14 protein-coding genes are annotated in these 12,838 nt (G+C 63.0%); 1 reads left to right on the plus strand and 13 read right to left on the minus strand.

What is annotated here, in order from left to right; all coding sequences use genetic code 11:
- Window positions 1–146: 146 nt before the first annotated feature.
- The 4 genes from KVP70_RS24840 to KVP70_RS24855 form a co-directional block, all read right to left on the minus strand.
- Window positions 147–686: a CPBP family glutamic-type intramembrane protease gene (locus KVP70_RS24840; protein ID WP_217945113.1), complete on the minus strand. Its 540-nt coding sequence runs from the start codon at window positions 684–686 to the stop codon at window positions 147–149.
- Between the two features lie 120 nt (window positions 687–806).
- On the minus strand, window positions 807–1,019 hold the full coding sequence (locus KVP70_RS24845; RefSeq protein WP_217945114.1) for a DUF6434 domain-containing protein: 213 nt from the start codon (window positions 1,017–1,019) through the stop codon (window positions 807–809).
- Window positions 1,020–1,037: 18 nt separating this feature from the next.
- Window positions 1,038–2,351 carry an ABC transporter permease gene (locus KVP70_RS24850; protein ID WP_217945115.1) on the minus strand — a complete coding sequence of 438 codons (1,314 nt, stop codon included), beginning with the start codon at window positions 2,349–2,351 and terminating at the stop codon, window positions 1,038–1,040.
- Between the two features lie 10 nt (window positions 2,352–2,361).
- Complete coding sequence (locus tag KVP70_RS24855; protein WP_217945116.1) at window positions 2,362–3,303, minus strand: ABC transporter ATP-binding protein; 942 nt, start codon at window positions 3,301–3,303, stop codon at window positions 2,362–2,364.
- 159 nt (window positions 3,304–3,462) lie between these two features.
- Here KVP70_RS24855 and KVP70_RS24860 point away from each other — a divergent pair, with 159 nt between their 5' ends.
- Complete coding sequence (locus KVP70_RS24860) at window positions 3,463–3,852, plus strand: SPW repeat protein (RefSeq protein ID WP_217945117.1); 390 nt, start codon at window positions 3,463–3,465, stop codon at window positions 3,850–3,852.
- A 33-nt stretch (window positions 3,853–3,885) separates the two neighbouring features.
- On the opposite strand, the gene KVP70_RS24865 is transcribed toward KVP70_RS24860, so the two are convergent.
- The 9 genes from KVP70_RS24865 to KVP70_RS24905 form a co-directional block, all read right to left on the minus strand.
- On the minus strand, window positions 3,886–5,166 hold the full coding sequence (locus KVP70_RS24865) for an EAL and HDOD domain-containing protein (protein ID WP_217945118.1): 1,281 nt from the start codon (window positions 5,164–5,166) through the stop codon (window positions 3,886–3,888).
- An 87-nt stretch (window positions 5,167–5,253) separates the two neighbouring features.
- A complete protein-coding gene (locus KVP70_RS24870; RefSeq protein WP_217945119.1) occupies window positions 5,254–6,021 on the minus strand; it encodes a class II glutamine amidotransferase in 768 nt (255 codons plus the stop codon).
- Window positions 6,022–6,073: 52 nt separating this feature from the next.
- Window positions 6,074–6,331 carry a BTH_I0359 family protein gene (locus KVP70_RS24875; protein ID WP_020704859.1) on the minus strand — a complete coding sequence of 86 codons (258 nt, stop codon included), beginning with the start codon at window positions 6,329–6,331 and terminating at the stop codon, window positions 6,074–6,076.
- A gap of 269 nt (window positions 6,332–6,600) precedes the next feature.
- Window positions 6,601–7,023, minus strand: coding sequence for a GTPase (locus KVP70_RS24880; protein WP_229225073.1), 423 nt, complete (start codon window positions 7,021–7,023; stop codon window positions 6,601–6,603).
- Window positions 7,024–7,039: 16 nt separating this feature from the next.
- Window positions 7,040–7,753, minus strand: coding sequence for a response regulator (locus tag KVP70_RS24885; RefSeq protein ID WP_217945121.1), 714 nt, complete (start codon window positions 7,751–7,753; stop codon window positions 7,040–7,042).
- 63 nt (window positions 7,754–7,816) lie between these two features.
- On the minus strand, window positions 7,817–10,114 hold the full coding sequence (locus KVP70_RS24890; RefSeq protein WP_217945122.1) for a sensor histidine kinase: 2,298 nt from the start codon (window positions 10,112–10,114) through the stop codon (window positions 7,817–7,819).
- Window positions 10,115–10,756 (minus strand): DUF4390 domain-containing protein, encoded by a 642-nt coding sequence (locus KVP70_RS24895; protein ID WP_217945123.1) that lies wholly within the window; start codon window positions 10,754–10,756, stop codon window positions 10,115–10,117.
- Complete coding sequence (gene rsmB / locus KVP70_RS24900; protein WP_217945124.1) at window positions 10,749–12,152, minus strand: 16S rRNA (cytosine(967)-C(5))-methyltransferase RsmB; 1,404 nt, start codon at window positions 12,150–12,152, stop codon at window positions 10,749–10,751. The genes KVP70_RS24895 and rsmB overlap by 8 nt, the downstream gene beginning before the upstream one ends.
- Before the next feature lie 308 nt (window positions 12,153–12,460).
- Complete coding sequence (locus tag KVP70_RS24905; protein ID WP_217945125.1) at window positions 12,461–12,778, minus strand: hypothetical protein; 318 nt, start codon at window positions 12,776–12,778, stop codon at window positions 12,461–12,463.
- Window positions 12,779–12,838 lie beyond the last annotated feature (60 nt).

Genomic DNA, 12,838 nt, shown 5'->3' on the forward strand with positions numbered 1-12,838 from the left:
TCAGGTCCCTGACGGATTGCGCCATTCAAAAGCTCACGAAAACGGTTTGTATCCTTATGTAACGGGTTGTTTTACGGAAACTTTAGGCTAATGCTGTGCCTGGTTTGATTTTGAACAACTTGTAGTGGCCGGTAGAAGGCGCCAGGTCAACCTAAACTTGGGAAGACAAACGGCACTGCGTAGAGAATCAGCAAGTTGTTGAGCGCATGAGCGACATATGACGCCCAGAATGCAGGGACGTAGCCCCAGGGACGCATTGTCACGTAGCCTGTGGTGAATAGTGCACCGGCCATTGCCGCGCATAGTCCGTGAGCAAGTCCACCATTCAAATAATGACCTACACCGAAAACAATTGCACCAACTGCGACGCACGCCTTGTCATCTAGACCTATCATTTTCGCAAGCTCTAGCGGAAGCAGCTGAGCTAAGAAAGTTTCCAAAAACGGAATAAAAAATACACCTAAAAACAATACACCTAAGGTTCCAACACTTGATAGAAATGTCGCAGCCGACTGACCAAGAATTTCTTTCGGAAGTAAAACCAGCATCAAGCTGATTGCAATCACCCCTAAAACAGTACTCACGCCCCCAATGCAAGCCCCAACCAGAGAGGCAAAGCGATATGGCCGATTTCCGACCTGCGAAGTTGGCCCTAATTTAGCAAAGATTAAATTATATGTGCTCATGCAAAGAGGCAATCTTAATCTGACTTCATAGCTACATCAGCGTGCAACAAAGAAATAATCCCACCTTCTTGGGCATCGGGCAGCGTCCGGTACTGGCCGCATGCAGGCCTCCATCAGGAGCTATCGCGCCACCCGGCGTCGTGACCATTCATCAGCCACATCGCCCATGTTCTTCGCAGCTCCGTTGCGCACCCAGGCCATCAGTTCGCGGTCGAACTTGAACTCCGGCCCGCACTGGTCGGAAAGAAAGCGTCGCACGTTTTGCGTGTTCCTGTAGTCGGAATCGACTTCGGTTGCACGCGAAATTTCTCCACCATGCCAATCAAATTTCATATTCCAGAACTCCGTTGACTACTTCTGATCGCGCAGGAACTTCCAGACCGCGAGTCCGCCGAACACGGCGGCAAAACCCAGTTGCACCGCGATCGGCGCCAACACGCCGTCCAGCCCCAGGCCACGCCAGGTGACGGCGTCAAAGCCGTCGACCGCCCAGCGCGTCGGCACCACCAGCGTGAGCTGCTGCATCCATTCCGGGAAGATGAAGGACGGCACCCAGGCGCCGCCCAGCATCACCATGATCAGCGTGGCAAACGTGGCGATGCCGCGCGCCGCTTCCGGCGTCTTGCCGAAGGCGGCGATCAGCAGGCCGAAGGCCGCCGTCATCAGCGAGAAGCTGGCCGCCATGCCGAGGAAGCCGCCGACGCTGCTGATCTGCACCTTGAAGATCAGCATGGCGCAAACAAACATCGCGCACATCAGCCCCATCGCGATGATGGCGCCGGAAATGGCGCGCCCCAGCAGCACCGTAGCCAGCGACACCGGCGCCGCCAGCAGACGGTTCCAGATGCCCATGCGGCGCGCCAGCAAGATGCCGATACCCATGTCGATCCCCATGAACAGGATGAACTGCACGCCCATGCCGGCAAACGAATGGGCATAGCCGTTGTACCTGGGACCGCTGCTAAGCGCCCGGTCCTGCGTGGTGTAAGGCATGCTCATGCCGACCGGCGCCTCGGCCGGCGCCGGCTTGCCGCTGGCCTTGGCGGCGGCCTCCTTCTCGGCGTCGGCGGCCAGGCGCTGGTCCTGGTATTTCTTCAGGCTGGTAAGGAACTCGCTCAGCTGCGCCTGCTCGGGGTCCTTGGCCGCCTTGTCGCGCACCTCGGCCAGCTGCCGTTCCGTGGTCTTGTTGCCCTTGGGGCTCATGGCGGCGGCGCTGGTCACCTGCATCACCTGCTGCGTCAGCAAGCCCTTCACCATGGCCAGCATGGTCGATTGCGAGGGGTCGTAGTAGACCGGCAGTTGCGGCTTGTTGTGGCCGCTGAACAGCGCGTCGGCGGCCTGCTCGCCGAAGCCGGCGGGGATCACCACCGCCACCGACAGCTTGCCGTGGCGCACACGGTCCTGGGCTTCGGCGTCGCTCAGTTCAATGATCTTGAGCGCGCTGTCGGCCTGCAGGCCGGCGGCGATTTTCTTGCCGCTGTCGGACTGGTCCAGCTGCACCAGGCCGACGTCGATCTTGCCGGTCTTGGCTTCCGAGCCGCCGCCGAACAGCGAACCGAAGAAGGCCGCCAGCACCACCGGCATCAGCAGGTGCAGCATCAGCGCGCGCTTGTCGTTGAGATAGAGGATCAGGTCCTTGCGGACCAGGGCGATCAAAGCAATCATGGTGTTCCTATCAGTCGCGCAGGCTGCGGCCGGTCAGGTTGAGGAAGATGTTTTCCAGCGAAGTCTTGGCGGTGGCGAAGTGCAGCAGCGTCACGTCCTGCGCGGCCAGCCAGGCCAGCGTGGCCGGCGCGTGCGCGGCGTCGGCCAGGCCGATGTCGAGCGCGTTGGCCTCGCTTTGCACGCCGGTCACGCCGGGCAGCGCCTGCACCCCGGACAGCAGTGCGGCCGACGGCGCGGCGGCCAGCTCGGCGCGCAAGGCGGCCTGCGCCGGCAGACGCCGGTACAGCGCGGCCGGGGTTTCGTCGGCCAGCACCTTGCCGTGATCGATGATGACGATGTGGTCGGCCAGGCGCTCGACCTCCTCCATGTAGTGGCTGGTGTAGATCAGCGAGCGGCCTTGCGCCTTCAGCGCTTCCAGGGTGTCGAAGATGGCGTTGCGGCTTTGCGGATCGACGCCGACGGTGGGTTCGTCGAGGATCAGCAGTTGCGGATCGTGCAGCAGCGCGGCGGCGATGTTGAGGCGGCGCTTCATGCCGCCCGAATACGTGGATGGCCGGTCGTTGGCGCGGTCGGCCAGGTTGACCAGCGCCAGCGCCTGCTCGCAGCGCTGCTTCAACAGCGCGCCCTTGAGGCCGTACAGCGCGCCGAACAGCTTGAGATTTTCCAGCGACGACAAGTCTTCATACAGCGCCAGGTCCTGCGGCACGAAGCCGATCTTGCGCTTGGCCTCGCTGGAGCCCTGGCCGATGGGCGCGCCGTCCATGACGATGCTGCCGCTGTCGGCGCCGAGCAGGCCGCAGATCATGCCGACGGTGGTGGACTTGCCGGCGCCGTTGGGGCCGATCAGGCCGACCGTCTGGCCCTGCTGCACCTGGAACGACACGCCATCCACCGCCTTGCGCGCGCCGTAGGATTTGGAGACCTGATTCACGTTGAGTAAAACCGATGCCATAAGCCCCACCATGTATTTTCGATAAGCGGCAAGCATAGCGGCGCGATGCCTGAATGGCAAGGCTGGAGCGGCTGGCTTGAACTTTTGCGTTGTTGCGCGGCCTAAGCATGAACGCCGCCATCCGGCGGCAGGTGTTGACCAGTAACCAGGGAGGCAGATATGGCAAACAATCTGGCAAACAATCCATCACTCAAACGCTGGCAGGATCAGCTGATCCTGCTGCTGGGGCTGTGGTTCTTCATCTCACCGTGGGTGTTCGCTTATCCGATACCGTCGATCCAGGCATGGACTGCGTTCATTTCCGGCGCGGTGGTGGCGCTGCTGGCGGCGTTCGATCTGTACAAGACCTACTTCTGGGCCGTGGTGCTCAATCTGCTGGTGGGGATATGGGTGGCGGCGTCGCCGTGGGTGCTGAAAACCGCCGACAACCGCGAGCTGATGTGGAACTCGGTGGTGGTCGGCATCGCCGTGGCGGTGCTGGCGCTGTGGGAAATGCGCACCGATCCCGAGCTGCACAAGCACTGGCCGGGCGCCGGTCACGCAACCTGAGGTGAGCTGACGCAATCCGGCCGGCGTGGTGCGTTACAACGCGTAGCGCACCACGTTGTCGCTCCATTCGAAGGCAGCCATTTCCAGCTCCACCAGTTCGTCGGTGGACATGGCGAGGTCGCGCAAGGTCGGCACGATGTAGTCGTCCATTTCTTCGATGCGTTCGATGCATTCGGCCAGCTTGAGCAGGTCGCCGAAGAAGCCGCCCCGGTACATCAAGGCTTCCGACACTTCCTCGTTGACCGGGATCTGCGACAGGATCTCGGCCATCGGAATGCCGAACAGCGTGTCCATCAGCGACATGATGCCGACCGTGAAGGCGATATCGGCGGCCTGCCGCTGGCTCGGACGCAGCTTGCCGGCCAACAGCTCCAGCAGGCGGCCGCGGGTGGTCGCCAGCATCAGCAGCGGCGTCATGCTGTGGCCGCGCTTGCTCGGTTCGGCGTACAGCATGATCTGCAGCCAGCGTTGCAGCTGGCGGCGGCCCAGGATCGTCACGGCCTGGCTCAGCGAATCGATGCGCTGGCGCGCGCCGACGGCCGGCGTGTTCACCAGGCGCAGCAGGTTCAGCGCCAGCGACACGTCGCGCTTGATGGCGCGCTCGATTTCCAGATTGTCCGCATCGGAGGTGACCAGCGTCATCAGTTCCATCACCGCCAGTTGCGACGGCGACAGCTTCTTGCCGCTCATGATGACCGGCTTGGCGAAATAATAGCCCTGGAAGAAATCGAAGCCCAGGTCCAGGCAGTTCTTGAATTCCTCGCGGGTCTCGACCTTTTCCGCCACCAGCTTTTTCTTGTCCTGGCGGAAGCGCGGGGCCAGCTTGGTCAGTGTGGACAGCGGAATATTGCGCATGTCCATCTTGACGTATTCGGTCAGCGGCAGCAGCGCGGCCACGTTGGGGCTGTCGCCGGCGACGTCGTCCAGCGCGAAGCTGAAGCCGTGGCCGGCCAGTTCCGTCATGCGCGCCAGCACCTGCGGCGTCAGCGGCATCGACGCCGCCACTTCCAGCACCACTTTTTCGCGCGGCAGGAAGGAGAAGATGTCGGTCATCAGCACGTCGGCATCCACATTGACGAAGCCCTGGGCGTCGCCGATGGTTTTTTCCATGCCCAGCTGCGAGGCGTGGGCGATCACGGCCGCCGTGGCCGACAATTCGGTGGTGATGTGTGCCGGGCCTACCGGCGCGTTGCGGAAAAGCAACTCGTAGCCGAACAAGGTCTGGTTGCGGTCCAGGATAGGCTGGCGGCCCAGATAGAATTCGCGCACGCGCAGGCTACGCGGGCCGGTATCGTGTAGGGTGAGGTCGATCATCGCTTCTATCAGTACAAAACATGGGGCTGATATTTCGCCGTACTAATATTTTGACAGCAATACTTGCCCCTGTCTTGGATAATTTGGCTAGGCCTGCGGCACGCCGTCGATGAACAGTTTCAACTCGCCGGCGGCGAACGCCGTCCATTGTTCGTTGGTCGTCAACGGCTGGGTGACGATGATGGCGACGCGGTCGTTGGGCGTGGTCACCTGCGAGAAATCCACGGTGACGTCCTCGTCCGACAGCTTGGCGGTGTCGAACGGATGCTGGCGCACCAGGTAGTACAGATGGGTCGAGCAATGGGCAAACAGCTCGCCGCCGGACGACAGCAGCATATTGAAGGTGCCGTAGCCGGCGATCTCGCGCGCCATCTCGGCCAGCGCGGCGCGCAGCTCGGCCAGCGGCGGGCGCTGCTCGCCGAAGCGCGCGCGCAGGTGCTGCAGGATGTAGCAGAACGCCTGTTCGCTGTCGGTCGTGCCGACCGGGCGATAGGCGCCGTTGAGCACCGGCGCGAACTCCTTCAGGTCGCCATTGTGGGCGAACACCCAGTACTGGCCCCACAGCTCGCGCACGAAGGGATGGCAATTCTCCAGCGCCACCTGGCCCTGCGTGGCCTTGCGGATGTGGGCGATGACGTTGGTGGACTTGATCGGATAGCGCTTGATCAGCTCGGCGATCGGCGAGGCGATCGCGGCCTGGTGGTCGACGAAGTGGCGCACGCCGGCGCCTTCAAAAAAGGCGATGCCCCAGCCATCGTGGTGGGTATCGGTCTGGCCGCCGCGCATGGCGAAGCCGGTAAAGCTGAACACAATGTCGGTCGGGACATTGCAGTTCATTCCTAGAAGTTGGCACATGGTCTGGTTCTCTGTTGTTACAGCAGAACCATACCATGCGCCGCCCGCTTTTTCAGTGCAGCAGCACCGGATGGCTCATCAGCTCATCATAACTGCCCAAGAATTCATCGATTTCCGCCATCGTCGGTTCGCCGGCGATCAGTTCATTGACATCGCGGCGGAAGTTCTGCGCCAGGATGCCGTTGATAAAGATCTCGCGCTTACCGCCTTTGTCGACGATTTCATAGCCGCCGAAGCGCAGCGCGTCGAGGGTACGGTCGGCGCCAAATTCGACAACACTGTATTGCTCGCTGTTATAGATGAGGTTCATGTTGCTTCCTTTCACAAGGGACGTAACACTTATCGGTTGCGCCTTCAGTACCGAAATGGGGCTGAAAGCGGACGATTCAAGGCCAAATCAAGGCCGATCAGCGGGCGGGGGAAGTGAACCGTTCCGCATAAACCGGGGGCGCCTGCCGCGCAGGCAACGCACATGGCTGCGTTACAAATGCTCGCGATAGCTCGCTATCGCTGCGCTTTGCGCCTTGCCCTGCGCGCCGCCCGCACGTCCTTCGCCCCCAATTTATGCGGCCCGGTCCACTACGCCGCGAGGTCGGATTGCAAATCCAGCAACTCACCGTAGGGCGCCTCGGACAGCCAGGAACGCAGCGGTTCGAGGTGCTCGGCGGATGCCAGGCTGATGTAGAGCCGCGCGGGAGGACGGCGCAACACACGATTCAATGTTACTCGCAAAATGAGATTGCCGCTGCAATGAAGACAGCCTGGGGCAATACGCAACACTTGCGGTACGGAATCTTGTTGTAGGGAATCTACTGCGGGGGGACGGTCGGCGGGATCGAAGGCCAGTGCCGAACTTCCGTCCGACAGGCCTTCCAGGATGACGACGCTGGGCACACCTGGCGTCAGGTGTGCGGCGATGGCAGCTTCGCGCTCGCGGGCGCGGGAGCCAATGACCAGCCAGGTCGGCACCGGCGCCCGCTGGGGGGCTGCACCGGTGGACATGGGTCCGGTCACGGGCTCAGGCGCCCTTTTTTGCGAGTTTGCCCGGCTCCACACCCAATTGCTTGAGTTTGCGGTACAAGTGCGTGCGTTCCAGGCCGGTCTTCTCGGCCACGCGGGTCATGCTGCCGCCTTCGCGGCCCAGGTGGTGTTCGAAGTACATGCGCTCGAAGGCGTCGCGCGCCTCGCGCAGCGGCAGGTCGAACGACAGGTTGAACATGTGGTTGTCCGCGCCGGCCACCGTCGCGCCGCCGCGCACGGAGATCGCCGCCGCCGGGTTCGGTTGGTTGAAGCCGGCGTTTTGCGCCTCCTCCACCTGGGCCGCCGCGATCGGACGCGGCGCCAGCGCCGGGGCGCGCACCGTTTCCTGGGCGCGGGTCAGGCCCTGCTGGACCGCCTTGAGCAGTTTTTGCAGGGCGATCGGCTTTTCCAGGAAGTTCAGCGCGCCGATGCGGGTCGCCTCGACCGCCGTATCGATGGTCGCGTGACCGGACATCATAATCACCGGCATGGTCAGCAAACCGTCGCGCTGCCACTCCTTGAGCAGGGTGACGCCATCGGTATCCGGCATCCAGATATCGAGCAGCACCAGATCGGGCGCGCCTGCGGCCCGCGCCTCACGCGCCTGCTGGGCGTTTTCCGCCAATTGTATTGCGTGTCCCTCGTCGCTCAAGATTTCCGAGAGCAACTCGCGGATACCCATTTCATCGTCCACTACCAGAATGTTTGCCATCTTCCCTTGCCTTCCTCATTTCGCCCGCTCATGGCCGGCAATGATTTTTTTAATCAGTGATACTTAGGTATTTTGCGACGTCGGTGCTAACTTTAACAGCAAAATCAATACCGACGCGCCACTTCTATCGACATGGTTCTGGATATCGATCCGGCCCCCATGTTCATCGATAATTTTTTTCACCATCGCCAGGCCCAGGCCGGTGCCCTTGGCCTTCGACGTGACATACGGCTCGAACGCCCGCGCCAGGATTTTCGGCGCGAATCCCGGCCCGTTGTCGGAGATCGCCAGCCGCACCGCGGTGCGCGCGGCGCCGTCCGCGCCCTGATAATGAATGGCTTCGCTGATCACGTCAATGTGCGCTTGCGGCGCGCCCTCCGGCCGCTCCGCCATCGCGTCCTGTGCATTCTGCAGCAGGTTGTGGATGACCTGGCGCAGCTGGGTCTGGTCGCCCATCACCATCGGCAGGCCGGGCGCCAGTTGCGGGTGGATGATGTCGTCGCCTTCGCCGCGCAGGTACAGGTGCAGGATCTCCTCGACCAGCGCGTTCAGGTCCAGCGGCTCGAGCACGGCCGGCGGCGTGCGCGCGTAATCGCGGAAATCGTCGACCATGCGCTTCATCGCCGCCACCTGGTTGACGATGGTGGCGGTGCCCTTGTTGAGCAGTTCCATGTCGGCCGGCGACAGCTTGCCTTCCAGTTTCATCTGCAGGCGCTCGGCCGACAGCTGGATCGGCGTCAGCGGATTCTTGATCTCGTGCGCTAACCGGCGCGCCACCTCGCCCCAGGCGATCGAACGCTGCGCCGAGATGACGTCGGAAATATCGTCGAACACCACCAGGTAGCCGCTGCCGCCGCTTTCGACTGGCAGCCGCGAGCCGCGCGTGAGCAGGGTCTGGTCGTTGTCGTCCAGGCTGGCGGAGCGGCGCGGCACCTCGATCTGGCGCTGCCAGTGCATGCGCTGCAGATTGCGCCCGGCCGCCGACTGCGCGCTCTGCGCCGCGAACGCGGCCACGATGGCGCCGCCGAATTCCTGCAAGCCTTCGATCTCGTCGAGCTTCTGGCCGATCATCGTCACGCCGGCCTGCTGCAGGATGCGCTCGACCGAGTCGTTGCAGCTGATCAGGTGGAATTCATGGTCCAGCACCATCACCCCGGCCGACATATTGGCCAGCACCGATTCCAGGTGGGCCTTGGCGTTCTGCAGCGCCGAGCGGTTGCGCTCGACGGCGCTGCGGGCGTCCGACAGCTGGCGCGTCATGGTGTTGAACGATTGCGTCAGCGTGCCCAGCTCGTCCGAGGTGGCGACGATCGGCCGCGGCGACAAATCGCCCTCGGCCACCGCGCGCGTGCCCTCGGCCAGCAGCAGCAGCGGCTGGGCCAGGTCGCTGGCGATCAGGAAGGCGCTGGCGATGGCGCCGAACACCGCCAGCAGCAAGGTCAGCGTCAGCGTCACGATGTACATCTTGCGCAGGCCGACGCGGGCGACAAAGCGCTCCTTGTAGTCCGAATAGGCGCTGCGGATGGTCTCGCCGTCGGCCGCCAGCTGCGCCGGCGCCAGCTGGATCAGCTGCAGGTAGCGCGGCGCCAGGTGGGTGCCGTTGGCTTGCACCCGGTCCGGGATCGCCATCACCACCCGCAGCCGCAGCTGGCTGGTGCTGTCGACGGTGGTGACGGGGGCGTTGATCAGGTTGCTGCGCAGCTCGCTGCCACCCTCGGGCGCGCCGTAGTTGTCGCCCTCCTTGGCCTTGGCCATCATTTCGCGGGTCGGCAGGTCGGCGCTGAGGTTGCCGCTGCGGTTGGCGCGGGCGCTGATGATCAAGCCGCCCTCGGCGTCGACGATGATGGCGTTCTGCATGCCCGCCTGTTCCTTGACCAGGCCGGCCAGCGCGGCGCGCTCGGTGCCATAGGGCTGCTCGGCCAGCTGCTGCACGGTCTTGTTGGCGGTGGCGGTCAGCTCCTTCAACGCCGCGTCCAGGCCGGCGCGGCTGAGGTTGATGCCGGACTCCAGCGCCTCCTCGACCGGCACGTTGAACCACGATTCAATCGAATGGGAGACGAACTGCACCGACACCAGGAAGATCACCAGCCCCGGCAGCACGCCGATGGCGGCGAACAGCAGCACCAGCCGCGTCATCAGCTTGGAGCCGAACTTGCCGCTCTTGTAGCGTCCGTACAGCCGGAACAGCGACACCGCCACCAGCAGCAGCAGCGCGCCGGCCACCGCCGCGTTCAGGCCCAGCAGCCAGGCGTAGTAGCGGTCGAAGAAGCCGGAATTGTCGGACGCGGAAGCGAGCAGGAACAGCAGGATACTGATGATGGCGCCGCCGACGACGGAAAAATACCGCAGGGCAGTGCTCACTTACTCCGCCTTGTACTGGAAGATTTTCTTGTCGGACGCCAGGCGCCATTCCGCGCTGTTGAGGGCTGTGACCTTGAGCGGCTTGGAGACATAGTTCGGGTCCAGGCCCATGCTCAGCTTGACGTTGTAGGTCTTGCCGACCTCCAGCGCGCCGCGCGGCGCCACCACCCAGCGGTTGGGGCTGCGGATCAGGAACAGCGCGTCGTCGAGCGTCGAGAAGGTCTGGCGCACATTGCCGTCGATGGTCACGTGGTACTGGCGCGTGAGCACGTTGTAGTACAGGCTGATGGTCTGGCGCTTGACGATGGCTTTCTCGTCGAACCAGTACCAGCGCGGGCGGGTGAATTCGATTTCGGTGGTGAAGTACAGGGTCACGCCGTATTGCAGCGTGTCTTCCATGTCGTGGGTCAGCTCGAAGCTGTACTTGGCGTTGAGGCGGTAGCCCTCGTCGCTGGCCTCGACCAGCGCGCGGCGGATTTCCACGCCGTCGGCCGCGCCTGCCGTCTGCGGCAGCAGGCAGGCCAGTATCAGCAGCAGGGGTCCGATCAGGAGGCGAAAAAATCGTGATGTCACGTGGTGGCCGGTGTTCAAAAGGTCCGTCGTTAGCGTATTGGCAAATATGCGGGCAAAACGGTTACGCATTTTTCTGGAACAGCGCGTAGAACAAACCATCGTGATCCTGCCCTGCGCCACCGGCGGGGAGCAACTGGCCGGGCGCATCCAGCCGCACAGCCTGGTTGCGCACGGCAAAAGCGGCTGCCTGGGCTTCGGATTCCTGCGGCCACAAGGAACATGTCACGAATAGCAATTTACCACCCGGTGCGAGCATCTGCCAAAGGTTGTCGAGGATTTTGGACGAAAGTGTTGCAAGTTGGAGCGTGTCGCCCTTGCGGCGCAGCCAGCGGATATCCGGGTGGCGGCGCACGATGCCCGACGCCGTGCACGGCACGTCGGCCAGGATGCGGTCGAACGGCGTGCCGTCCCACCACTCGGCGCTCTGGGCGTCGGCGGCGCGCAGCGTGGCCTGCTGGCCGAGCCGCTCCAGGTTCTCGCCGACCCGCGCCAGGCGCTTGGCGTCGGCGTCCAGCGCCGTCACGCTGGCGTCGGCCAGTTCCAGGATGTGGCAAGTCTTGCCGCCCGGAGCGGCGCAGGCGTCCAGCACGCGCATGCCGTCCCGCACGTCCAGCAGCGGCGCGGCCAGCTGGGCGCCGGCGTCCTGCACCGACACCAGGCCGTCGGCAAAGCCGGGGATCAGGGTCACGCCGACCGGCTTGGCCAGGTGCACCGCGTACGGGCCGATCTGGGTGGCCGCCATGCCGGCCGCGTCCAGGGTGGCCAGGTAGTCGGCCATGCTGGTCTTGCGGACATTGACGCGCAAGGTGAGCGGCGGCGCGGTGTTGCCGGTCGCCAGCACGCCCTGCCAGTCCTGCGGCCAGGCGGCCTTGGCGGCGTCGATCCACCATTGCGGGTAGTTCCACTTGGCCACCGGCTGCAGCAGCGCGGTCTCCAGCAGCGCCTTGCGCTCGCGCAGGAAGCGGCGCAGCACGGCGTTGACCATGCCCTTGGCGCGCGCGGTGTCCGGATGGGCGTCGGCCGCCGTCACGGTCTGGTCGACCACGGTGAATTCTTCGTAGGGCTGGACTTCGTCCGGCGCCGTCATCAGCGCCAGCGCGCAGGCCAGCAGGGCCGCCACCAGCGGCTCCGGCGCCTTGGGCGCCATCAGGCCGATCAGGCTCTCGCTCTGCCCCAGCTGGCGCATGCAGCGGTAGGCGATGTCCTGCATCGCGCCGCGCGCCTGCGGGCTGGCGTCGCCCTTGGACCAGACCTGGGCCAGCGCCTGTGGCAGGTTGGTGCCGGTGCGGACCTGGGCCACCGCCTGGGCGGCGCCGATCAGGCTGTACGCCAGCGAGTCCGGCTTGAGGCCGGTCTGGAAGCTGGTTTGCAGCGCCGGCTTGAGCTCGCGCGCATGGCTGGCGCGCAGCTTGGGCGCTGAGGCCTTGACGGGGGACTTCAGGGAGAGCGTCGGGCGCTTGTTCATATGCTAATTCCAGGTATTGCCGGCGGGCGTGATCGCGCAGTATACAGCAGTGCATATGACAAGGCGATGAAGCTGATTGTAACGCTTGTAACGTTCGCGCCCCGATAGCGCGGACTTTAGACAAATCGATGTCTATCGCTTCCTATGTTTCCTCGATATCTTCTGGTTGTCTGGCCTCACAGGAGCATCTGCACGCTGATGATGATGGGCAAAGGTGGCGATAGTCGCGGCGACCGATGTCACCAGCGACGTCGATAGACGGAAACTGTTCTTGAAACCCTCCAAGAACGAGCTAAGCAATCTGTTCCTCATTTTCGATTCTCCCATCCTTCGGCGATAAAGCGAAATGCACCGCCCAACAACACGAACACGCATAACACTGAGTCACCATAAACCAAATATAGTTCAAACTTTGTAATAAAGTCCAATATCTCGGCTGGGAAAGGATGAATTCCATTCAAAAAATGCAGGAAGAAGGAGACTGTCCAGCCAACTAGAAAGAAGGATACGAAAATCACGCCAGTACCAAGCAGGTGACCGACCAGACCGATCACCGATTCCGCATAGGATTTCCGGTTCTCATGTGAAAGATTCGATCTGAATCGTCGAAACATGGCGGCGTCCATTCCAACTGGTTGCGTACAACATCAATGATTTTACTTTTTCAACACTTCCCATCTGTTTTG

Source organism: Duganella violaceipulchra (genome assembly GCF_019166075.1).
Lineage (GTDB): Bacteria > Pseudomonadota > Gammaproteobacteria > Burkholderiales > Burkholderiaceae_D > Rugamonas > Rugamonas violaceipulchra.